This window comes from Micromonospora sp. BS32 (genome assembly GCF_059089345.1).
In genome coordinates, this window is record NZ_JBSSHR010000016.1 from 23,626 (window position 1) to 44,236 (window position 20,611).

Sequence of the window (20,611 nt, forward strand, 5' to 3'; positions counted from 1 at the left end):
CACCGCCACGATCACTCAACCCTTTCCGATCTTGATCGGAGGGCGCCGTTCCACGTCGGAGCGGGTGGCGCGCGCCGGTCAGCGGTCGAGGTCGCGGCGGTAGCGCCACTCGGTGGCAACCGTCCGGTAGCCGAGCCGACGGTTGACCGCGCGCATCGCGTCGTTGCCGTCGTCCACACTGGTCACGGCCCACCGGAAGCCGGCATCCCGGGCCCGGCCCAGGGCGACCGCCTTGACCAGCCCGGCCAGACCCTGGCCGCGGTGCGCGCGGCGGGTACCGGTCATCCCCGAGCGGTACCGGTCCCGCCCGTCGGTCAGCGCCACGCTGAACGACACCACCGTCGCGTCCACCACCGCCAGGGTGGTCAGTCCATGGTCCAGGTCGGGCCGGTCCCAGTAGGCGGCCCGCCAGTCGGGGTAGCTGATCTCGTCCATCGACGCCTCGCCCGGCTCGTCCCGCGAGGCGTCCAGGTCCGCCTCGTAGAGCGGGTACGGGTCGGCGAGCTCGCTGGCGGCCAGCAGCCGTACCCCGGGTCGCGGGGGCGGCGGCGGGGGCAGCTCGGCGGCGGCCAGGTCCAGGCCGAGGTGCGCGACGCGACGTCCGCGCCGGTAGCCGCGCCGCTGCGCGAAGGCGATGCTCGCCGGGTCGTCGGCGACCTTCGCGTACGCGGTCCGGGCGCCCATGCCGGTGAGCCGCGCCTCGGCGGCGGCGGCCAGCGCCCCGCCTGCGCCCCGGCCCCGCCACCCGGGGTGGACGGTCACGTTGGCGAAGGCCAGCCCCGGCTCGGCGCTCTCGTGCAGCAGGCCGGTGAGCGCCGCGCCGACCACCCGGCCGTCGAGTTCGGCGACCAGTACGCCGAAGCGTTCGGCGGCCGGCGCGGCGACAGTGTGCCAGTCCAGCCACGCGGCGCCGACCGCGTGGTACGGGGCGGCCGCGGCCAGCGCCTCGGCCACGGCGGGGACGTCGGCGGGGCGCAGCGTCCGGGCGGTGGGGGTCACGGCAGGGCAACCTACCGCAGGGCGGCGTTCCGGGCGCGCCGAATCCGGGCGCGCCCGGGCACCCTGTGCCAGGCTCATGGGCATGGACGACAAGACCATCCTGAACCGGATCAACGAACTGGTCGACGAGGAGCACCGGCTCCGCTCGGCCGCCCAGGCCAACGAGTCCGGCACCGACGACGAGGCCAAGGAGCGGCTGCGCGCCCTGGAGGAGTCCCTCGACCAGTGCTGGGACCTGCTACGCCGCCGCCGCGCGGCCCGGCAGGCCCACGGCGACCCGGATGCGCAGGGCGAGCGGCCCATCCCCGAGGTCGAGCGCTACCTGCAGTGACAACCGCGGCGTGCGCCCCGGGCGGTCCGGTCGGACCGCCCGGGGCGTCGTCGGCTCAGCGGATGCCCGCCTCGCGCAGGAGCAGCTCGGTCAGCTCGGCCGGGTCGACCTGTTCGGGCGGCAGTCCGCGCGCGGCGAACCACGCGGCCACCACCCGGACGTCCCGGGCCAGGAACTCCGGGCCCTGCGGGTTGGCCACCACGTCCACCACCTGCGGCAGGTCGATCATGACGAGTCGACCGGCGTGCACGAGCAGGTTGTACGGCGACAGGTCGCCGTGGGCGTAGCCGGCGCGGGCCAGCACCACCAGGGCGTCGACCAGCTGCTCCCAGAGCGAGTGCAGCTCGGCCGTCTCCGGGCGGGTCTGCGCCAGCCGGGGCGCGGCGGCCCCCTCGTCGGGGTCGCCGACGAACTCCAGCATCAGCTCGGTGCCGAGCAGCTGCACCGGGTACGGCACGGCGATCCGGCCGGAGTCCGCGCCGATCTCCCAGAGTCGGGCCAGCGCGGCGAACTCGGCCGCGGCCCACTGACCGGCGATCATCTGCCGGCCGAAGGCGGTCCGCCCGGCCATCGCCCGGTTCTCCCGGGAGCGGCGCACCCGGCGCCCCTCCAGGTAGCCGGCGTCGCGGTGGAAGAGCCGGTGCTGGGCGTCCCGGTAGCGCTTGACGGCCAGCAGACAGGAACGGTCGGTGGCCGGCACCGCGCGGCGGACGAGGTGGACGTCCGCCTCCTTACCGGTCTTGAGCACACCAAGTTCGGTGTCCCGGGCGGCCAGCTCGGTGACCAGCCAGTCCGGGTGGGGTTCGGGCCCGTGTACCGCCTCGTCCCAGGAGGACCAGCGGTCCGCCGGGTCGGTGCCGGGCTCTTCGTCGGGTTCGGCGAGGGCGGGCTCGATGACCCGGCCGCGCCTCAGGAACTGTGGTTCGTCGTCGTCGAAGCGGCTCTTGCCGCGGCCACGGCGCTGCGGCGCCGGGAGGTCGTGTTCGCGCACGGAAGCGGTGATCCCTTGATCGAGGCTGATGGAGGCAGGTGGAACGACCCTGCAAAGACGGCCATGACCGACCTCCTCTCCTCGACCGGGCACCGCCCGGCTGCGCACCCGCGCGGGCCCATGCTGACCGACGCCCCGGCGCCGGGCAACCGATTTACCGACGGGCGCCCGGTGACGGCGCACGCTTCGGCGAGCGAGCAGCGCCCGGCGGGCGGGCGGTGACGGGCGGCGGTTCAGCCGCCGAGCACGGTGGCGACCGCGGCGATCAGCGAGTCGACCGTCCGGGTCGGCGCGAACCGGGTGTCCGTCCAGCTCCGCCCCCGGTGCAGCCACACGCTGGGCAGGCCGACCGCAGCGGCCCCACCGATGTCCGCCTCGGGGCTGTCCCCCACCACCCACCCGCCGCGCAGCGGCATCCGGGCCCGCTGGGCGGCGAGCGCGAAGATCCGCGGGTTGGGCTTGCTGACCCCCGCCTCCTCCGAGATCACCCAGTCCGCGATGTACCGGTCCAGGCCGGTACGCCTGATCTTGGCGTCCTGCTGCCGGACCGCGCCGTTGCTGACCACCACCGGCACCCAGCCGGCGTCGTCGGCGATCCGCAGCGCGCAGGCGACCAGCGGGTCCAGCCGGGTGTTCTCGACCACCCCGTCGTGCAGCTCGTCGACCAGGTCGATCGAGGGGATGCGCAGCCCGTACCGGTCGCGGACGGCGTCGGCGATGTCCCACCGGTCGGTGAGCCCGTCGGCGTCGATGGAGAGCAGCCAGTCGATGTCGGTGGGCGGCGCGCCGATGCTGTCCAGGAACCGCTCTGCCCAGGCACGGAACGGCCCCGCCCGGTCGAGCAGGGTGTTGTCCAGGTCGAGCAGGAGCAGCGGCACTCGGGCACCTTACGGGAGTGGGTTCTGCCGTCGACAGGGCCGAGCGCCCCGCCGACGTCCGTCAGGTCGGCAACACCGTTCGGGGGAGCCCCTGGTCGGCGGGTCGGTCGGCGAGCATGGTGTGCGCCGCCCGGGTGGCCGCCAGCACGGCCGGGTCGAGCGTGGCGACGAGCACGTCCTCGCCGGTGTCGGCGCCCCGGGCGAGCGGACGTCCCTCCGGGTCGTAGACGGCCGCGCCACCGTTGAACCGCCAGGGCTCCGCCCCGTCGACCGCGTTGGCGAACACCACGTACACGGTGTTGTCCAGGGCGCGGGCGGCGTAGTAGAGGTCCCGCCGGTGGGCCGACCCGGCGAGGTAGCCGCTCGGGCAGAGGTAGCCGTGCGCGCCGTCGGCCGCGGCGGCCCGGGCGTGCTCCGGGAAGCAGCCGTCGTAGCAGATGCCGAGGCCGAGCCGCCAGTCCCCGACGAGCAGGGTGGCGCCGCGCCGGCCGGGGCTGAACAGCTCGCGCTCACCGCCCCAGAGCTGCTGCTTGTCGTACCCGGCCCGAACCTTTCCGCGCGGGTCGACGACCAGGGAGGAGATGGTCCGCCGGCCGTCCGGGTGGCGGACCGCCGCGCCGAGGACCACGGTCGCGCCGCCGTCGCGGGCGGCGGCGCGCAGCGGGTCGAGGCGCGGGTCGGCCACCGCGCCGTCGTCGGTGGCGGCGAGGTCGGTGCCGGCCGGGTCGGCGGCCAGGGTCGGCGGATGGTACGCCGGCAGGAACAGCTCGGGCAGCACGGCGACCCGGGCGCCCTGGCCGGTGGCCCGGCGGACCAGCCGGGCGGCGGTGGCCGCGTTGCCGGCGAGGTCACCGGGGACCGGTTCGGCCTGCACGGCGGCGACGGTCAGCGGGGCGACGGGAAGGGGTGTGGAAGCGACCGGGGGCGTCGTCACCCGCCGATCCTAACCGGAGGACCGGGTCGGCTCCGCCGCCGACGGGAAAATACCAAGCCGTACGTACGGTTTGCGTGGCGGAGCGCCAACTGACACGATCTACCCGTGCCCAGAGTAAGCCAGGACCAGCTCGACGCGCGCCGACAGGAGATCCTCGCGGCCGCGCGGGCCTGTTTCGCCAGGCACGGCTACGAGGGAGCCACCGTCCGCCGGCTGGAGGAGGCCACCGGGCTGTCCCGGGGCGCCATCTTCCACCACTTCCGGGACAAGGACTCGCTCTTCCTCGCCGTCGCCGAGGACGACGCCGCCGCCATGGTGGAGACCGTCGCCCGCAACGGCCTGGTCCAGGTCATGCGGGACCTGCTGGCCCGGGCGATGTCCCCGGACACCACCGGCTGGCTGGGCAGCCAGTTGGAGGTTTCCCGCCGGCTGCGCACCGACCCGGCCTTCGCCCGGCGCTGGGCCGAACGCTCCGCCGCCATCGCCGCGGCCACCCGCGAGCGGCTGATCCGCCAGCGGGAGGCCGGCGTGCTCCGCGAGGACGTCCCGATCGACGTGCTGGCCCAGTTCCTGGAGCTGGCGTACGACGGTCTGGTGCTGCACCTGGCGATGGGGCGTCCCGCCGGCGACCTGGGGCCGGTGCTGGACCTGGTCGAGGAGGCGGTCCGCCGGCGCTGACCGGCGACACGTCTCGGCTTGGTAACTCGGCCCGACCGGTGACCGGCGGGTGGCGGGTCGACTCCACAATGGGCTCGACCCCGCCCGAGAGGAGCCCTCGATGATCACGCTGGCCGCAACCGGCGACACCTGGGGCGTTCCCGGCCCCACCTTCCTCAGGCTTTACCTGGCGGTGGCCGCGATCGCCCTGGTCGGCACCGTGCTGCACCGGCGCCGCGTGCTCGCCGGACCGGACACCCCCGGCGTCGACCAGCTCGGCCCGCAGCAGGTCGCCTACCTCAACGGCGGCGACCATCTGGCGGTCTGGTCCGCGCTCGGCGGCCTGCGCGGGGCCAGCGCGGTCGGCGTCCGCCCCGACCGGCGGCTCACCACCGGCGGCCCCCTGCCGGCCGGCCTCACCCCGCTGGACCAGGCCATCCACCACGCGGCCGGCCGCCAGCTCCCGGCCCGCGAGCTGCGCCGCGACGAGTGGGTGGTCCGCGCGCTGGACGAGCTGCGGCAGGGCCTGGAGCAGCGTGGGCTGCTGCTCGACGCCGACACCCGCCGGAGCCTGCGGCGCGGCCCGCTGGTCCTGCTCGGCCTGCTGGTGCTGGGCGGGCTGCGGCTCTTCGCCGGCCTGGCCAACGACCGACCGGTCGGCTGGCTGCTGCTCGCCCTGATCGGGGTCGGCATCGGGTGCGCGCTGCTCGCCCGGGTGCCCCGGCGGACCAGGGCCGCGGAGGCCGCCCTACGCGGCCTGCGACGCAGCAACGCGCACCTCTCCCCCGCGTCCGCTCCCGCCTACGCCACCTACGGCGTGGCCGGCGCGGCGATGGGCGTGGCGCTCTACGGCACCGCCTCGCTCTGGGCGCTCGACCCCGGCTTCGCCGAGCAGGCCGAGATCCAGCGGCAGGCCCTGGCGAGCGGGGGCGGCTGGTCGGGCTCCTCCAGCGGCAGCTCGTGCAGCAGCGGGTCGTCCTGCGGCGGGGGCAGCTCCTGCGGAGGCGGCGGGGGCTGCGGCGGAGGCGGCGGGTGCGGCGGATGACCGGGCCGACCGGGGTGGGCATCGGTTGGCGACCGGAGATTTCCGGCTTCGTCGCCGGCCTGCCCGGGCTGCGCTTCGTCGAGGTGGTCGCGGAGACGCTCGCGCCGGCCGGCCCGCTGCCGGCCGGGCTGGCCGCGCTGTGCGAACGGGACGTCACCGTCGTACCGCACGGGGTGAAGCTCTCCCTGGGCGGCGCGGAGCCGGTCGATCCGGCCCGGGTGGCCCACCTGGCCGAGGTCGCGGAGCTGGTCGGGGCGCCGCTGGTCAGCGAGCACATCGCGTTCGTCCGGGCCGGCGGCGTGGAGGCCGGCCACCTGCTGCCGCTGCCGCGCAGCCGGGAGGCGGTCGCCGCGGTGGTGGCGAACGTCCGGCGCGCCCAGGCCGAGCTGCCCGTCCCCCTCGCGCTGGAACCGATCGCCGCGCTCTTCGACTGGCCCGACGACGAGCTGGACGAGGCCGACTTCCTCACCGAGATCCTGGACGCCACCGGGGCCGGGCTGCTGCTCGACGTGGCCAACGTGCACGCCAACGCCCGCAACCGCGGTGGCGACCCACTCGCCCTGCTGGACCGGCTCCCCCTGGACCGGGTCGCGTACGTGCACGTGGCCGGCGGGGCCGAGCACGGCGGCTTCTACCACGACACGCACACCGACCCGGTCCCGCCGGAGGTGCTCGACCTGGTGGCCGCGCTCTGCGCCCGGCACCGGCCGCCCGCGCTGCTGCTGGAACGCGACGGCCACTATCCGCCGGCCCCGGCGTTCCGCGCCGAACTGGACGCCCTCGCCGCCGCCTCCGGCTACCCGGTGGTCACGTGAGCGACCGGGCGCCCTCGCCGACCGGCGGTGACCTGGCGTCCCGGCAGGCCGCCCTGGTCGCCGCGCTGGTCGCCGGCGCCCCGCTGCCGGCGGGCTTCGCGGCGGAGCCGGTCGCGGCGGCCCGGGCCGCGCTGCTGCGCAAGCGGGCCGGCGACGTGGCCCGGCACTGGCCGCTGCTCGCCGCCGGGCTCGGCGACGCGTGGTGGGAGACCTTCCGCGACTGGGCGACCGGCCGGCCCACCGCCGGCTCGCTGCGCGACGGCTGGGAGCTGGCCCGGGTGCTGCGCGACCGGGGCGCGCTGCCGCCGTTGGGCGCCGAGGAGCTGGCCGTCCGCGAGGCGGGCAGCCGCTACGACGGGGTCGGTCCGCCGCGACCCCGCCGGCTGCCGGCCGTCGCCCGCGCCGGCGGCGCCGTCGCGGTGCAGCTCGCCGGTCGGGTACGCCTGGTGCGCCCCGCCCCCCGCTGAGCCGCCCGGCCCGTGCGGCCGGTCCGCCCGTGCGGCAGGATCGGTGCCATGGATCTCGGACTCACCGACCGGGTGTACGTACTCACCGGCGCCTCCCGCGGCCTGGGTTTCGCCACCGCCGAATGCCTGGTCGCCGACGGCGCCCGGGTGGTCCTCTCGGCCCGTGACCCCGAGCGGGTGGCCGGGGCGGTGGCGCGACTCGGCGGGCCGGAGCACGCCATCGGGCTCACCGCCGACCTCACCGACGCGGGCACCCCCGAGCGGCTGGTGGCGGCCGCCCGGGAGCACTTCGGCCGGCTCGACGGGGCGCTGGTCTCGGTGGGCGGGCCGCCTCGGGGCACCGCCGCCGAGGTGACCGACGCGCAGTGGCGGGAGTCCTTCGAGACCGTCTTCCTGGGCAGCGTGCGGATGGCCCGCACGGTCGCCGCCGCGCTGACCGACGGCGGCGCGGTCGGCCTGGTCCTCTCCACCTCGGCCCGCGGGCCGGTGCCCGGTCTGGGCATCTCCAACGGCCTGCGTCCCGGCCTGGCGGGGGTGGCCAAGGACATGGCCGACGAGTACGGCCCCCGGGGCGTCCGGGTGCTCGGCCTGCTGCCCGGACGGATCCTGACCGACCGCAACCAGGAGCTCTTCGCCGCCACCGGGGACGCCGAGGCGGCCCGGGCCGAGGCGGAGGCCGGCATCCCGCTGCGCCGGATCGGCGATCCGGCCGAGTTCGGTCGGGTGGCCGCGTTCCTGCTCTCCCCCGCCGCCGGCTACGTCACCGGGGTGACCGTGCCGGTCGACGGCGGCGCCCTGCGCGGCCTGTGACCCCGGCCCGCCGACCCCGACCGGCCGCGGCGCGCCCGACGAAGGCGGAGCTGGCCGCCGCCACCGACCGGACCATCCCGGACGTCATCGCGCCGGGGCTGGACGTGCTCTTCGTCGGCATCAACCCCGGGCTCTGGTCGGCGGCGACCGGCCGGCACTTCGCCCGCCCGGGCAACCGGTTCTGGCCGGCGCTGCACCGGGGTGGCTTCACCCCGCGCCAGCTCCGCCCCGACGAGCAGGACCTGCTGCCCGGGTACGGGCTGGGCATCACGAACATGGTGGCGCGGGCCAGCGCCCGGGCCGACGAGCTGACCGCCGCCGAGCTGCTGGCCGGGGCGGAGGTCCTGGCCGGCAAGGTGACCGCGTACCGGCCGGCGTGGGTGGCGGTGGTCGGGGTGACCGCGTACCGGATCGGGTTCGCCCGGCCGAAGGCCGGTTTCGGCCCGCAGCCGGAGCCGCTGGCCGGCGCCCGGCTCTGGGTGCTGCCCAACCCGAGCGGGCTGAACGCGCACTTCACCCCGGAGACGCTCGGGGCGGCCTTCGGCGAGCTACGGGCGGCCGTCGGCGGCTAGTTGGCCGCGGCCGGCGGCAGCGCCTCCTGCGCCACGTAGGTGCCCATCGGCACCGTGGTGATCACCGGCTCGGGCTCCGCCGGCGCGTACGGCGTGGGCGAGTCGGCGACGGCGAACTGGGTGCGGTACAGCTCGGCGTAGAGGCCGCCGACCGCGACCAGCTCGTCGTGCCGGCCCCGCTCGACGAGCCGGCCGTCGTCGAGGACGAGGATCTGGTCGGCGTCGCGGACGGTGGAGAGCCGGTGCGCGATCACCAGCGCGGTACGCCCGGTGAGCGCCACGGACAGCGCCCGTTGCACCGCCGCCTCGCTCTCGGAGTCGAGGTGCGCGGTGGCCTCGTCGAGGATGACGATCGACGGCGCCTTGAGCAGCAGTCGGGCGATCGCGATGCGCTGCTTCTCGCCGCCGGAGAACCGGTAGCCGCGCTCGCCGACCATGGTCTCCAGCCCGTCGGGCAGGGCGCGGACCAGGTCGGCGACCTGCGCGCCGGCCAGCGCGGCCCAGATCTCGTCGTCGGTGGCGTCCGGCTTGGCGTAGCGGAGGTTCTCGGCGATGGTCTCGTGGAACAGGTGCGAGTCCTGGGTGACGACGCCGATCTCGTCGCGCAGCGAGGCGAGGGTGGCGTCCCGGACATCGACCCCGCCGACCCGCACCTCGCCGTCGGTGACGTCGTAGATCCGGGAGATCAGCATGGAGAGGGTGGACTTGCCGGCGCCGGAGGGGCCGACCAGGGCCACCATCTGGCCCGGCTCGACGGTGAACGAGACGCCCTTGAGCACCGGCTCGTTGACCGTACGGTCGAGGGTGGCGACCTCCTCGAGCGAGGCGAGCGACACGTCTGCGGCGGCCGGGTAGCGGAACCGGACGTCGCGGAACTCGACCCGGCCGACGCCCCGGGGCACCGGCACCGCGTCGGGCTTCTCCTGGATGCCGGGGCGCAGGTCGAGCACCTCGAAGACCCGGTCGAAGGAGACCAGCGCGCTCATCACGTCCACCCGGACGTTGGACAGCGCGGTGAGCGGGCCGTAGAGGCGGGTGAGCAGCAGAGCGAGGGTGACCACGGTGCCGGCGCTGACCGCGCCGGTGACCGCCAGCCAGCCGCCGAGCCCGTAGGTGAGCGCCTGGGCCAGCGAGGCGACCAGCAGCATCGCCACGAAGAACGTCCGCGAGTACATGGCGGACTGGATGCCGATGTCCCGGACCCGCTCGGCCCGGCCGGCGAACCGGCGCGCCTCGACCTCCGGCGCGCCGAAGAGCTTGACCAGCAGCGCCCCGGCGACCCCGAACCGCTCGGTCATCGTGGCGTTCATCTTGGCGTCGAGGTTGTACGACTCCCGGGTGATCTCGGCCAGCCGCTTGCCGACCCGGCGGGCCGGGACGATGAAGATCGGCAGCATGACCAGCGAGAGGAGAGTGATCTGCCAGGAGAGGGTGAACATCACCCCGGCGGTGAGCACCAGCTGGATGACGTTGCTGACCACCCCGGAGAGGGTGGAGGTGAACGCCCGCTGGGCGCCCATCACGTCGTTGTTGAGCCGGCTGACCAGCGCGCCGGTCTGGGTCCGGGTGAAGAACTGCAGCGGCATCCGCTGGACGTGGTCGTAGACCCGGGTGCGCAGGTCCAGGATGATGCCCTCGCCGATCCGGGCCGAGTACCACCGCTGGGCCAGCGAGAAGAGCGCGTCGGCGACCGCCAGGGCACCGATGATCAGGGCCAGCCGGACCACCGTCGCGCCGGCGTCGGCAGCCGCCCCGGTGATCTCGTTGATGACCTTGCCGGCCAGCACCGGGGTGGCGACCCCGATGATCGCGGCGATCACCACGGTGACCAGGAAGACGACGATGTCGCGTCGGTACGGGCGGGCGAACGCGACGATCCGCTTGGCGGTGCCCCGCTTGAGCTGGTGCGCCGAGACCTCGTCCCGGCTACGCATCGAGCGGAGCATGCTCCACCCGGCCATCCCGCCGCCGGACATGGGGTTGGACATCGGTCACCTCCGGGTCGTGGGCAGCGGGCACCGTCGGGTCAATTCTCCCGACGACTACGACAACCTCGCGAGTAACCCGGATCTTCCCGAACGGTCCTTACTATTCTCCCCGCCCGGCCAGATCCCGCAGGCGGCGGGTCTGCGCCTCCCGCTCGGCGCGCTGCTGCTCGGCGTGGGACCGGGTGCCGGCGCCGGCGATCAGCGCCTTGATCTCCACCACCGCGTCGCGGTTGGCGGCGAGCAGCCCCGCGGTCAGGTCCCGGACCGCGCCGTCGAGATCGGCGTTCGGCACCACCAGGGTGGCCAGCCCGATCCGGTCCGCCTCGGCGGCGTCCATCCGCCGGCCGGTGGCGCAGATCTCCAGGGCGCGTGAGTAGCCGACCAACTCGACCAGGCGCTTGGTGCCGGCCAGGTCGGGGACCAGGCCGAGGGTCACCTCGGCCATCGAGAACCGGGCGTCCTCGGCGAGCACCCGCAGGTCGCAGGCGAGGGCCAGCTGGAAGCCGGCGCCGATCGCGTGCCCCTGGACGGCCGCCACCGAGATCACGTCCGGGCGGTGCAGCCAGCTGAAGCCCTGCTGGTACTCGGCGATCCGGTCCGCGCACTCCTGCTCGGGCAGGGTGGAGAGCTCGGCGAAGGAGCCCGGGCCGGAGGCGCCGGCCACCGACAGGTCGAGGCCGGCCGAGAAGGCCCGCCCCTCGCCGCGCACGACGACGACACGCACGTCGCCGGGGAGATCCCGGGAGAAGTTGCTCATCGCGCGCCACATCGCCGGGGTCTGGGCGTTGAGCACGTCGGGCCGGCACAACGTCACCGTCGCGACCGGCCCGTCGCAGTCGAGGCGCACCCCGGTCGTCTCGGCGGTCACCGGACCGCCCGGGGCGCGACGCTGATGGACGACGCTGGCGGGCGGGTCACGCCTTCTTGCGGCGCCGGGCGCCGCCACGCTGCCGCAGCTGCACCCCGGACTCGGTGAGCACCCGGTGGATGAATCCGTAGGAACGGCCGGTCGAGGCCGCGAGCGCGCGGATGCTCTCACCCGAGGTGTACCGCTTTACCAGGTCCCTGGCGAGCGTCTGACGCTCGGCTCCGACGATCCGGCGACCCTTCTCAGTGCTGGTGGCTGTGCCAGTGGCTGCCATGCTGATTCCTCACGTCCCAGACTGTGCGGTTCGGATACGGTCCCACCTATTAGACCGTCTCGGACGATCATGCGCCAGATATCAACTCTTCGCCAACCGACACGCTATGCAGTGTCAGCTTCCCGATAGAGTGATCCTTCCGACCGGCTGACCTGACGTCGTCGGTGCGGGCCACCGCGGCCGGCGGCACGCCTCGGCCGGGCCGTACCCTGCCCGGGTGACGGAGCTGCTGGGGAGCGCGGGCGGCGCGGCGCTGGTCTTCGCCGCGACGAACCTGGACGACATCGTGGTGCTCACCGTGCTCTTCGTGGCGGCGCGCGGCACCGGCCGGCCCCGTCCCTGGCAGATCGTCGCGGGTCAGTACCTCGGCATCGGCGCGCTGGTCGCGGCGAGCCTGGTGGTCGCCGCCGGGCTGCTGGTCGTCCCCGATCCGTGGACCGGCCTGCTCGGCCTGTTGCCGATCGCGCTCGGCGTCCGCGCGCTGCTGGCCCGCGCCGACGACGACGGCCCGCCGGCCGTGGTGGGCGGGCTGCTCGGGGTGGCCGGGGTGACGATCGCCAACGGGGCCGACAACATCGCCGTCTATGTGCCGGTGTTCCGCAGCCTGGACCCGGCGACCGGCCTGGTATTCCTGCTGGTATTCGCCGCCCTGGTGGCGCTCTGGTGCACGGCCGCCGGGCTGCTCGGCGGCCACCCCCGGGTGGTCCGGCTGGTCGGCCGCGCCGGCCATTGGCTGGTCCCGGCGGTCTTCATCGCGATCGGCGTGGTGATCCTGGTCGGCTCGGGGGTGCTGGGCCGGCTGGCCGACCTGGCGGGCTGACCCACCCGGCTGGCCCGGCGCCGGCCTCAGGCCAGCTCGACCAGTTCGAGCAGGTCGTCGCTCCAGGCGTCCTCGTCGCCGTCGGGGAGCAGGATGGCCCGGTCGGGCTTGAGCGCGAGCACCGCCCCGGGGTCGTGGGTGACCAGCACGATCGCGCCCGGATAGTTGGCGATGGCGTCGAGCACCTGCTCCCGGCTGACCGGGTCGAGGTTGTTCGTCGGCTCGTCCAGCAGCAGCACGTTCGCCCCCGAACAGACCAGGGTCGACAGGGCGAGCCGGGTCTTCTCACCGCCGGAGAGCACCCCGGCCGGCTTGTCGACGTCGTCGCCGGAGAAGAGGAACGCGCCGAGGATCTTGCGCAGGTCGGTGTCGGACTGCTCGATGGCGGCGGCCCGCATGTTCTCCAGCACCGTCCGGTTCACGTCCAGCGTCTCGTGCTCCTGAGCGTAGTAGCCCAGCCGCAGCCCGTGTCCGGCGTGCACCTCGCCGGTGTCGGGCTTGAGCAGGCCGCCGAGCATTCGCAGCAGGGTGGTCTTGCCGGCGCCGTTGAGGCCGAGGATGGCCACCCGGGAGCCCCGGTCCACCGCCACGTTCACGTCGGTGAAGATCTCCAGCGACCCGTACGACTTGGACAGGCCGGTGGCGGTGAGCGGGGTCTTGCCGCACGGCGCCGGGGTGGGGAAGCGGACCTTGGCCACCCGGTCGGCGACCCGGACCTCCTCCAGCCCCGAGATCAGCTTCTCGGCCCGGCGGGCCATGTTCTGCGCGGCGACGGTCTTGGTGGCCTTGGCCCGCATCTTGTCGGCCTGCGCCATCAGCGCGCCGGCCTTCTTCTCGGCGTTGGCCCGCTCCCGGCGACGGCGCCGCTCGTCGGTCTCCCGCGCCTCCAGGTACGCCTTCCAGCCCAGGTTGTAGACGTCCACCACGGAACGGGTGGCGTCCAGGAACCAGACCTTGTTGACCACCGACTCCAGCAGCGAGCCGTCGTGGGAGATCACGATCAGGCCGCCCTTGTGGTTGGCGAGGAAGCCGCGCAGCCAGGTGATCGAGTCGGCGTCGAGGTGGTTGGTGGGCTCGTCGAGCAGCAGGATGCCGCCGCCGTTCTCGCCGGCGTCGCGGAACAGGATCCGGGCCAGCTCGATGCGGCGGCGCTGGCCACCGGAGAGGGTGCCGATGGTCTGGGCGAGGGCCCGGTCGGGCAGGCCCAGGTTGGCGCAGATCCGAGCCGCCTCGGCCTCGGCGGCGTACCCGCCGAGGGCGGCGAACTGGTCCTCCAGGGCGCCGTAGCGACGGACCAGCTTGTCCTCCGGGTTCTCCGCGAGCTGCTCCTCGACCTGCTTCATCTGGGCCATCAGCACGTCCAGGCCGCGGGCGGAGAGCACCCGGTCCCGGCCGGTGACCTCCAGGTCACCGGTGCGCGGGTCCTGCGGGAGGTAGCCGATCGCGCTGCGTCGGTCGAGCTGCCCCCCGTACGGCTGCCCCTCGCCTGCCAGCACCTTGAGGGTGGTGGTCTTGCCGGCGCCGTTGCGGCCGACCAGGCCGATCCGGTCGCCCGGCTGCACCCGTAGGGTGGTGTCGGACAGCAGGATCCGGGCGCCGGCGCGCAGTTCGAGGCCGGTGGCAGTGATCATGGTGGGGGACTCGCTCTCGGGGTCTGGAAGGGCTGACTCAGGGCACGCGAAAGCGCCGGCGGGTCGAGATCCCGTCGGCGCGGGGCGGTTCAGCCTTCGCAGAGCAGCACCCGTCAAGTGTACCGGGCCGCCTTTCGTGCCCTGTCCGGATTACCGAGCAAGATCATCGGGTACCGAATCTGCCGTCCGGACCCGGTCCGGCACCGCAACCACCAAACGTGATGAATCGGTGATCGGGGTCAACATGGAGCTGAACGAGAACGCGCAGATCGACACCAGCCAGGTGGACGATCGGCGAGGGTCCGGCGGAGGCGGCGGGATGGGCATACCCATCCCGATCGGCGGCGGCCGCGGAGGGATCGTCGGCATCATCATCGCGGTCCTCGTCGCGCTGGTCGGCGGCGGCTTCGGGCTGAACGCGATGAACGGCGGCGGCTCGGAGCAGGGCGACAACAGCTCGCTGGAGCAGAAGTGCTCCGCCGAGGACGCCCTACAGCAGCTCGACTGCCGCAACACCCTGTACGTGAACTCGATCCAGGCGTACTGGCGCACCGAGCTGCCCGAGAAGTTCGGCGACCAGTACCAGCCGTCGAAGACGGTCTTCTTCAGCCAGGGCGTGAGCACCGGCTGCGGCCAGGCCGACTCGGGTGTCGGGCCGTTCTACTGCCCGGCCGACGACCTGGTCTACATCGACCTCACCTTCTACAAGCTGCTCGCCGACCAGCTCGGCGCGGAGGGTGAGTTCGCCCAGCCGTACGTGCTGGCCCACGAGTACGGCCACCACGTGCAGGACCTGCTCGGCACCGAGGCGCAGATGCGCCGCCAGCAGCAGCGCGACCCGAACAACGCCAACGCGCTGTCGGTGAAGCTCGAACTGCAGGCCGACTGCTACGCGGGGGCCTGGGCGAAGAACGCCACCGGCACCGCGGACGCCAAGGGCCAGAAGATCTTCGCCAGCATCACCGAGCAGGACATCCAGCAGGCGATCGACACGGCCGAGAAGATCGGCGACGACGCGATCTCCAAGCGCTCGGGCCGGCCGGTGAACCCGGACGAGTTCACCCACGGCACCTCGGAGCAGCGCAAGCAGTGGTTCACCAAGGGCTACTCCACGGGTGACCCGAAGTCCTGCGACACCTTCGGCGGCAGCCTCTGACCGTCGTTCCGCGACCGTCCCACGGCGGCCGGTGGGCGAGAGCCCGCCGGCCGCCGTTCCATTCCGGGTCGACGGTGGCCGGGATTGGCACTCACCCCGCCGAGGCGGCCACCTCCGGGTCGCGGACCAGGATGCGTACCGCGCGGGCGGCGGCGATCGCGCCGACCAGCACGGCGTGCCGTGGCTCGGGCACGTCGAGCAGCCGCTCGGCGCGCAGCGCCGCGAGCGGGGCGAGGCGCCGGTCTTCGAGCACTGTGTCCACCGCCCGCCGGTCACCGCCGCAAACCAGCGTGGCCAGCGTCGACGCCTCGGGCAGCAGCAGCCGGACGGCCAGCTCGGTCGCGTCGCCGAGCGCCGCCTTCGCCTGGTTGTCCCGCCGCCGGGCGAAGCGCTGCTGGGACCAGCCGCCCGCCGCGGTCCGGCCCTGCACGTACCGAGTGTCCACCTTGGAGACCACCAGCTCCTCCCCCGCCGCCACGCCGACCGCCACCGCGCCCTTGCGGGCCAGCAGCAGGCCGATCCGGCGCGGCGCGGCCGCCGCGGCCACGAAGCCGGGTACGTCGGAGGCCCGCGAGGCGCCGGGCGGGGTGTGCAGCTCGGCGGTCGCGCCGTCCGGGGCGGCCAGCAGCAGGCCGTACTCCTGGACGGTGGTGGTGGGCGGGCCGTGCCGGTCGGCGAAGCCCTCGACCCAGCGGGCGACCCGGCCGGGGCCGACCTCGACCCACCGCCCACCGCCCGCCGCCGGCCTGCCGCCCATCCGCACCGCCCCCCTGGAATCGCCGTCGCACTATAGATTGCGCCGCAGCACCCCGCTCGCGTGGAGGAGCGCCGTGATCAGATACCAGCTGGGCGTCGCCGCGGCCGTCGCCCTCTCCCTTCTACTCGTCTTCGGGATGTGGGTACGGGGCTCGCTGTCGGCCAGCACCCGCTGGCTGACCCTCCGGCTGCTGGCCCGACCGGTGCCCGCCGGGTCGTACCGGCTCCTGCCCGGACCGGCCGCGACACTGCACCGGTTCGTACGGGCCGCCGTCACGGTGGCCGGCCTCGTCTCCTGGACGGTCGTCGTCGCCTTCCTCCCGATGGAACTGCTGATCGGGCTGGTCGACGCGCCATGGCCCCGGTTGGCGGGCACCGTGGGCCTGTACCTGGTGTGCGGGACATTGGTGTCCGTGCTGCCGAGGCGGTTGCTGGGTTTCGCGGACCGGTTGACCCGGGAGCTGGCCCGGCTGGGGGCCCGACCGACCCGGACACGTGCCGTCTCGCTGGCGTTCCAGCTCATCCGCCTGCGCGGCTCGGTCCTCGCCATCCGGGTCGGCGTCGCCGGGTTCGGTCTGCTGGTGATGGCCGGCATGGCCCGGCGGGGCCTGGTGGATCCGGACGGCGACGGGACGGACTCCTACTTTCCCGGGGCGATGCTCGCCGTCATCGTGGCCGTCGTCTATGGGCATCTGCTGCAGCAGTCGGCCGAACGTCAGGACGCGGAGGCCGTCCTGCTCGTCACCGGACGGGCGCTGCGTGATCCTCAGCCGGCGGCGTCGGCCCGCTCGCTGCGACCGGCGGTGCGCTGGCCCGTCCCGTTCTGGGACCGGGGGCCCAGCGACCTGCAGATCTTCACCAACGCCCTCGGCCGGGTCACGGCACGGCTTGCCCGTCCACTGCCCGAACCGGCCCGGCACGACGTGCTGGCGGGTGGCGCCCGGCTCGCCGCCCGGGTGAGCCGATCCGCCCTGGTCGACCACGCCGCGCTGCGGGACGCCGTCGGGCACGCCATCCGTACCGCGCTCGTCCACGGTGCGGCCGGCCTCGCGCGCGAGCCGGGCGAGCCGACGCCCCCGGCCACTCACCGGAAGGTGGAGAAGCTGCTCAACCTGGTCGGCGTCGCCGCGACGGTCGCCGGCACGTTGGTCGGCGCCGGAGTCGCCGTCTACAACCTCGTCGCGCCGCCGCACTGACGCCCGCCCGACCCGCTGCGGCGCAGGTCCGTCGCGCCTGCTCAGCCCGACAGCAGCACGCCGACGGCCAGCGCGGTTATCAACGAACTGGAAACCAGCGCCGTCACCAGCCGGCCGCGAGAACCGGCCAGCACCCGACCGACCAGGGTGCCGCCGCCGGCGATCAGCAGCTGCCAACTCGCCGAGGCGAGGAACGCGCCGAGCACGAAGAGCCCGGCCGCCGGCGGTCCGTTGGCCCCGAGGTCCCGTCGGCCCATGACGAGCGCGGCGAAGTAGACCACGGTGGCCGGGTTGAGCAGGGTCAGCGCCAGCACTCCGGCGAAGGCCCGGGCGGGAGTGTCCATCCCGCGGGGCGCGTCGCGCGGGCCGCTCGGGCGGCGGGGCCGCACCGCCCGCCACGCACCGTGCCCCGCGATCGCCAGCAGCACCAGGGCTGCGGCCACCCGCAGCGGCCCGGCGACGGGGGCGACCAGGCCGGCCACCGCCGCCCCGCCGAGCACCGCGACGGCGGCGTAGAGGCCGTCCGCGGTGGCCACGCCGAGCGCGCCGGCCGCGCCGACCCGGAACGAGGTACGGGCGCTGAGCCCGAGGATGAGGACCGCGATCGCACCGACCGGGACGGCGACGCCGTAGCCGGCCACCAGACCGGCGAGGAACGCGGCGGTCACGACGGTCGGCGGCGGGTCGAGGCACGCCCCGGCGCAGTCCGCTGTCGGCGCACGGCGGTGGCCGCACGGACAGGGAGCTGCTTCGGGTACGCCTCGATCACCCGCCCATCATGGTCAGTGGTTGGGCGCTCCGCCATCGAATTCGGACCCTGTCGCGGGCCTCGCCTCCGACGCCGAGTCGTGAAGGGCCGTGCCGCCGCACCCGGCGACCGGAGAGGCCGGACCTGCGTCGCACCGGTGGTCGGGGGCACCGGACATCTCCTTCGGCGCCTTTGCTCTGCTGCCCTCCGCGCAACGGGCACGGACAGTGATCCCTCCGGTGGCCGCAGCAACCCGGCCCGGGGGCAGATCGGCTGGTGAACGGAGGTGTTGCCGTGGCAGCAGCAGAGCAAAGCGTCGAGGCGGGATCCTGGGCGCCGGGCCGGCATTCACCCATCGTCACCAAAGTCAGCAGGGCGCGGCATCCCGAGGATGCCGCGCCCTGCTGCCGAGCAACAGCCCTCAGACGTTGAAGCCCAGCGAGCGGAGCTGGTCGCGCCCCTCGTCGGTGATCTTGTCCGGCCCCCACGGCGGCAGCCAGACCCAGTTGATCCGGATGTCGTTGACCAGGCCGCCACCGGGGCCGGTGGTCAGCGCCTGCCGGGCCTGGTCCTCGATCACGTCGGTTAGCGGGCAGGCCGCCGAGGTGAGCGTCATGTCCAGCGTCGCGACGTTCTCGTCGTCGACGTGCACGCCGTACACCAGGCCGAGGTCGACCACGTTGATGCCCAGCTCGGGGTCGACGACGTCCTTCATCGCCTCCTCGATGTCGGCGAGGGCGGCCTTGCCGCCGGCGGCCGGGGTCGCGGCGTCGCCGGCACCCGGCGTCGCCGCGCCATCGGTCGCCACGGCGCCGGTCTGCGGCGTCGTGGCGGCGTCGCCGGTCTCCGGCGTCGCCGCGGTTGCGGTGTTCTCGCTCATGCCTTCACCTCCGTCGGGCTCGCGCCCACCCCCGCGCGTGCCGCGGCGTCCTTGAACGCCATCCACGGCAGCAGCGCGCACTTGACCCGGGCGGGATAGCGCGCGACACCCGCGAACGCCACCCCGTCACCGAGCACGTCCTCATCCGGCGTGACCTGGCCACGACCGGACATCAACTCGACGAACGCCTCGTGTACGACGAACGCCTCCCCCGTACCGCGACCGCGCAGCAGCTCGTGCAACACGCTCGCCGACGCCTGACTGATCGAGCAGCCCATGCCGTCGTACGAGATGTCGTCGAGCGTGTCGCCGTCGGTGGCCACCCGGACGGTGATCTCGTCACCGCAGGTCGGGTTCACGTGGTGCGCCTCGGCGACCCGGGCGTCCGGGTCCTCGGCGTCGCGCAGGCCACGGCCGTGCGGATGCTTGTAGTGGTCCAGGATGATCTCCTGGTAGAGCTGGTCGAGCTGCATCAGTCGAACACCTTCCGCACCTGCTCGAGACCCGCCACCAGGGCGTCGATCTCCTCCGTGGTGGTGTACAGGTAGAACGACGCCCGCGTCATGGCCGGTACGCCGAACCGGGTGCACACCGGCTTCGCGCAGTGGTGCCCCACCCGGACCTGCACGCCGAGGGAGTCGAGGACCTGCCCCACGTCGTGCGGGTGGATGTCGCCGAGCGCGAACGAAATGGTGCCACCCCGGCCCACCGGCACCGACGGGCCGAAGACCCGCAGGCCCGGCACGGTGGCCAGGCCGTCCAGCGCGTACGCGGTCAGCTCCTTCTCGTGCCACTGGATGGCCCGCATCCCGATGCCGCTGAGGTAGTCCACGGCCGCGCCGAGCGCGACCGCCTCGGCGATCGGCGGGGTGCCGGCCTCGAACCGGGCCGGCGGCGCGGCGAACGTCGAGCGCGCCATCGACACCGTCTCGATCATCGAGCCGCCGCCGAGCACCGGGGGCATCGCGGCGAGCAGCTCGCCCCGGCCCCAGAGCACGCCGATGCCGGTCGGACCGCACATCTTGTGCCCGGTGAAGACGATGAAGTCGGCGTCGTAGTCGACCACGTCCATCGGCATGTGCGGCACCGACTGGGAGCAGTCGAGCAGCAGCAGCGCCCCGACCTCCCGGACCCGCTGGGTGATCCGCGAGGTGGCGTTGACGGTGCCGAGGATGTTGGAGACGTGCACCAGCGAGACGATCTTCGTCCGCTCGGTGACCAGCTCCTCCAGCCCCGACTCGTCGAGCCGGCCGGAGTCGGTGACCGGGAACCAGCGCAGGGTCGCGCCGGTCCGCTCGGCCAGCAACTGCCACGGGACGATGTTCGAGTGATGCTCCATCTCGGAGATCACGATCTCGTCGCCCGGGCCCAGCCGGAAGCGCGGGTCGGCGTCCGGGCGCAGCGACGCGTTGGAGAACGCGTACGCCACGATGTTGATCGCCTCGGTGGAGTTCTTGGTGAACACCACCTCGTCCACGCTGGGCGCGTTGATGAAGGCGGCGATCTTCGCCCGCGCCCCCTCGTACGCCTCGGTCGCCTCGGTGCCCAGCGTGTGCACCGAGCGCGACACGTTGGCGTTGTGCATCGCGTAGTGCTCGGTGAGCACGTCGAGCACCTGCCGCGGCTTGTGCGAGGTGTTGGCGCTGTCGAGATAGACCAGCCGGTGCCCGTTGACCTCCCGGTCGAGGATCGGGAAGTCGGCGCGGACCGTGGCCACGTCGAAACGCGGCACGTCGTCGTACTGCGGCATCCCCTCGGGGATGGCGATGGTGGTCATCTCAGCGGCCCCTGTCCC

The 20,611-nt window shown here is 74.2% G+C and carries 23 protein-coding genes; 10 read left to right on the forward strand and 13 right to left on the reverse strand.

The window, feature by feature from the left end:
* Positions 1-78: 78 nt before the first annotated feature.
* Positions 79-999, reverse strand: a complete 921-nt coding sequence (locus AC5RWQ_RS22055; RefSeq protein ID WP_494284584.1) for a GNAT family N-acetyltransferase — start codon at positions 997-999, stop codon at positions 79-81.
* Between the two features lie 76 nt (positions 1,000-1,075).
* On the opposite strand from AC5RWQ_RS22055, the gene AC5RWQ_RS22060 reads away from it, so the two are divergent.
* Positions 1,076-1,330, forward strand: a complete 255-nt coding sequence (locus tag AC5RWQ_RS22060) for a DUF2630 family protein (protein ID WP_334493870.1) — start codon at positions 1,076-1,078, stop codon at positions 1,328-1,330.
* A gap of 55 nt (positions 1,331-1,385) precedes the next feature.
* On the opposite strand, the gene AC5RWQ_RS22065 is transcribed toward AC5RWQ_RS22060, so the two are convergent.
* The 3 genes from AC5RWQ_RS22065 to AC5RWQ_RS22075 all read right to left on the reverse strand — a co-directional run bounded on the left by AC5RWQ_RS22065 (position 1,386) and on the right by AC5RWQ_RS22075 (position 4,133).
* A complete protein-coding gene (locus tag AC5RWQ_RS22065) occupies positions 1,386-2,321 on the reverse strand; it encodes a serine protein kinase RIO (RefSeq protein ID WP_494284585.1) in 936 nt (311 codons plus the stop codon).
* Positions 2,322-2,554: 233 nt separating this feature from the next.
* On the reverse strand, positions 2,555-3,199 hold the full coding sequence (locus tag AC5RWQ_RS22070) for an HAD family hydrolase (protein ID WP_494284586.1): 645 nt from the start codon (positions 3,197-3,199) through the stop codon (positions 2,555-2,557).
* A 61-nt stretch (positions 3,200-3,260) separates the two neighbouring features.
* Entirely contained in the window at positions 3,261-4,133 is an 873-nt protein-coding gene (locus tag AC5RWQ_RS22075; protein WP_494284587.1) for a carbon-nitrogen hydrolase family protein, read from the reverse strand.
* Positions 4,134-4,238: 105 nt separating this feature from the next.
* Here AC5RWQ_RS22075 and AC5RWQ_RS22080 point away from each other — a divergent pair, with 105 nt between their 5' ends.
* The 6 genes from AC5RWQ_RS22080 to mug all read left to right on the forward strand — a co-directional run bounded on the left by AC5RWQ_RS22080 (position 4,239) and on the right by mug (position 8,499).
* The gene (locus AC5RWQ_RS22080; protein ID WP_494284588.1) at positions 4,239-4,811 is read left to right on the forward strand and encodes a TetR/AcrR family transcriptional regulator; all 573 of its coding nucleotides are present in this window, start codon (positions 4,239-4,241) and stop codon (positions 4,809-4,811) included.
* 100 nt (positions 4,812-4,911) lie between these two features.
* A complete protein-coding gene (locus AC5RWQ_RS22085) occupies positions 4,912-5,835 on the forward strand; it encodes a TIGR04222 domain-containing membrane protein (protein WP_494284589.1) in 924 nt (307 codons plus the stop codon).
* Positions 5,832-6,650, forward strand: coding sequence for an MbnB/TglH/ChrH family RiPP precursor modification enzyme (locus tag AC5RWQ_RS22090; protein WP_494284590.1), 819 nt, complete (start codon positions 5,832-5,834; stop codon positions 6,648-6,650). The genes AC5RWQ_RS22085 and AC5RWQ_RS22090 overlap by 4 nt, the downstream gene beginning before the upstream one ends.
* On the forward strand, positions 6,647-7,117 hold the full coding sequence (locus AC5RWQ_RS22095) for an SCO6045 C-terminal-like domain-containing protein (RefSeq protein WP_494284591.1): 471 nt from the start codon (positions 6,647-6,649) through the stop codon (positions 7,115-7,117). Before AC5RWQ_RS22090 ends, AC5RWQ_RS22095 begins: the two co-directional genes overlap by 4 nt.
* Positions 7,118-7,165: 48 nt before the next feature.
* Positions 7,166-7,927, forward strand: a complete 762-nt coding sequence (locus AC5RWQ_RS22100) for an SDR family oxidoreductase (protein WP_494284592.1) — start codon at positions 7,166-7,168, stop codon at positions 7,925-7,927.
* Positions 7,924-8,499 carry a G/U mismatch-specific DNA glycosylase gene (mug, locus tag AC5RWQ_RS22105; RefSeq protein ID WP_494284593.1) on the forward strand — a complete coding sequence of 192 codons (576 nt, stop codon included), beginning with the start codon at positions 7,924-7,926 and terminating at the stop codon, positions 8,497-8,499. Before AC5RWQ_RS22100 ends, mug begins: the two co-directional genes overlap by 4 nt.
* On the opposite strand, the gene AC5RWQ_RS22110 is transcribed toward mug, so the two are convergent.
* The 3 genes from AC5RWQ_RS22110 to AC5RWQ_RS22120 form a co-directional block, all read right to left on the reverse strand.
* Positions 8,496-10,475, reverse strand: a complete 1,980-nt coding sequence (locus tag AC5RWQ_RS22110; protein ID WP_494284675.1) for an ABC transporter ATP-binding protein — start codon at positions 10,473-10,475, stop codon at positions 8,496-8,498. The genes mug and AC5RWQ_RS22110 overlap by 4 nt on opposite strands.
* Positions 10,476-10,587: 112 nt before the next feature.
* Positions 10,588-11,355: an enoyl-CoA hydratase/isomerase family protein gene (locus tag AC5RWQ_RS22115; RefSeq protein WP_494284594.1), complete on the reverse strand. Its 768-nt coding sequence runs from the start codon at positions 11,353-11,355 to the stop codon at positions 10,588-10,590.
* Positions 11,356-11,401: 46 nt separating this feature from the next.
* Positions 11,402-11,629, reverse strand: a complete 228-nt coding sequence (locus AC5RWQ_RS22120) for a helix-turn-helix domain-containing protein (protein WP_494284595.1) — start codon at positions 11,627-11,629, stop codon at positions 11,402-11,404.
* 217 nt (positions 11,630-11,846) lie between these two features.
* Here AC5RWQ_RS22120 and AC5RWQ_RS22125 point away from each other — a divergent pair, with 217 nt between their 5' ends.
* Entirely contained in the window at positions 11,847-12,449 is a 603-nt protein-coding gene (locus AC5RWQ_RS22125; RefSeq protein ID WP_494284596.1) for a cadmium resistance transporter, read from the forward strand.
* A gap of 26 nt (positions 12,450-12,475) precedes the next feature.
* Here the strand turns inward: AC5RWQ_RS22125 and AC5RWQ_RS22130 are convergent, their stop codons facing one another.
* Positions 12,476-14,080, reverse strand: a complete 1,605-nt coding sequence (locus tag AC5RWQ_RS22130) for an ABC-F family ATP-binding cassette domain-containing protein (RefSeq protein WP_334485969.1) — start codon at positions 14,078-14,080, stop codon at positions 12,476-12,478.
* Between the two features lie 244 nt (positions 14,081-14,324).
* Here AC5RWQ_RS22130 and ypfJ point away from each other — a divergent pair, with 244 nt between their 5' ends.
* Positions 14,325-15,236: a KPN_02809 family neutral zinc metallopeptidase gene (gene ypfJ, locus AC5RWQ_RS22135; protein ID WP_494284676.1), complete on the forward strand. Its 912-nt coding sequence runs from the start codon at positions 14,325-14,327 to the stop codon at positions 15,234-15,236.
* Between the two features lie 91 nt (positions 15,237-15,327).
* On the opposite strand, the gene AC5RWQ_RS22140 is transcribed toward ypfJ, so the two are convergent.
* Positions 15,328-15,993, reverse strand: coding sequence for an acVLRF1 family peptidyl-tRNA hydrolase (locus AC5RWQ_RS22140; RefSeq protein ID WP_494284597.1), 666 nt, complete (start codon positions 15,991-15,993; stop codon positions 15,328-15,330).
* A 73-nt stretch (positions 15,994-16,066) separates the two neighbouring features.
* Here AC5RWQ_RS22140 and AC5RWQ_RS22145 point away from each other — a divergent pair, with 73 nt between their 5' ends.
* On the forward strand, positions 16,067-17,188 hold the full coding sequence (locus AC5RWQ_RS22145; RefSeq protein WP_494284598.1) for a hypothetical protein: 1,122 nt from the start codon (positions 16,067-16,069) through the stop codon (positions 17,186-17,188).
* Positions 17,189-17,229: 41 nt separating this feature from the next.
* Here the strand turns inward: AC5RWQ_RS22145 and AC5RWQ_RS22150 are convergent, their stop codons facing one another.
* From AC5RWQ_RS22150 to AC5RWQ_RS22165, 4 genes are all read right to left on the reverse strand, one after another.
* Positions 17,230-17,856: a LysE family transporter gene (locus tag AC5RWQ_RS22150; protein ID WP_494284599.1), complete on the reverse strand. Its 627-nt coding sequence runs from the start codon at positions 17,854-17,856 to the stop codon at positions 17,230-17,232.
* A gap of 501 nt (positions 17,857-18,357) precedes the next feature.
* Entirely contained in the window at positions 18,358-18,816 is a 459-nt protein-coding gene (locus AC5RWQ_RS22155) for a metal-sulfur cluster assembly factor (protein WP_334485976.1), read from the reverse strand.
* Positions 18,813-19,289: a Fe-S cluster assembly sulfur transfer protein SufU gene (gene sufU, locus AC5RWQ_RS22160; RefSeq protein ID WP_494284600.1), complete on the reverse strand. Its 477-nt coding sequence runs from the start codon at positions 19,287-19,289 to the stop codon at positions 18,813-18,815. The genes AC5RWQ_RS22155 and sufU overlap by 4 nt, the downstream gene beginning before the upstream one ends.
* The gene (locus tag AC5RWQ_RS22165) at positions 19,289-20,593 is read right to left on the reverse strand and encodes a cysteine desulfurase (protein ID WP_494284601.1); all 1,305 of its coding nucleotides are present in this window, start codon (positions 20,591-20,593) and stop codon (positions 19,289-19,291) included. The genes sufU and AC5RWQ_RS22165 overlap by 1 nt, the downstream gene beginning before the upstream one ends.
* Positions 20,594-20,611: the final 18 nt, after the last annotated feature.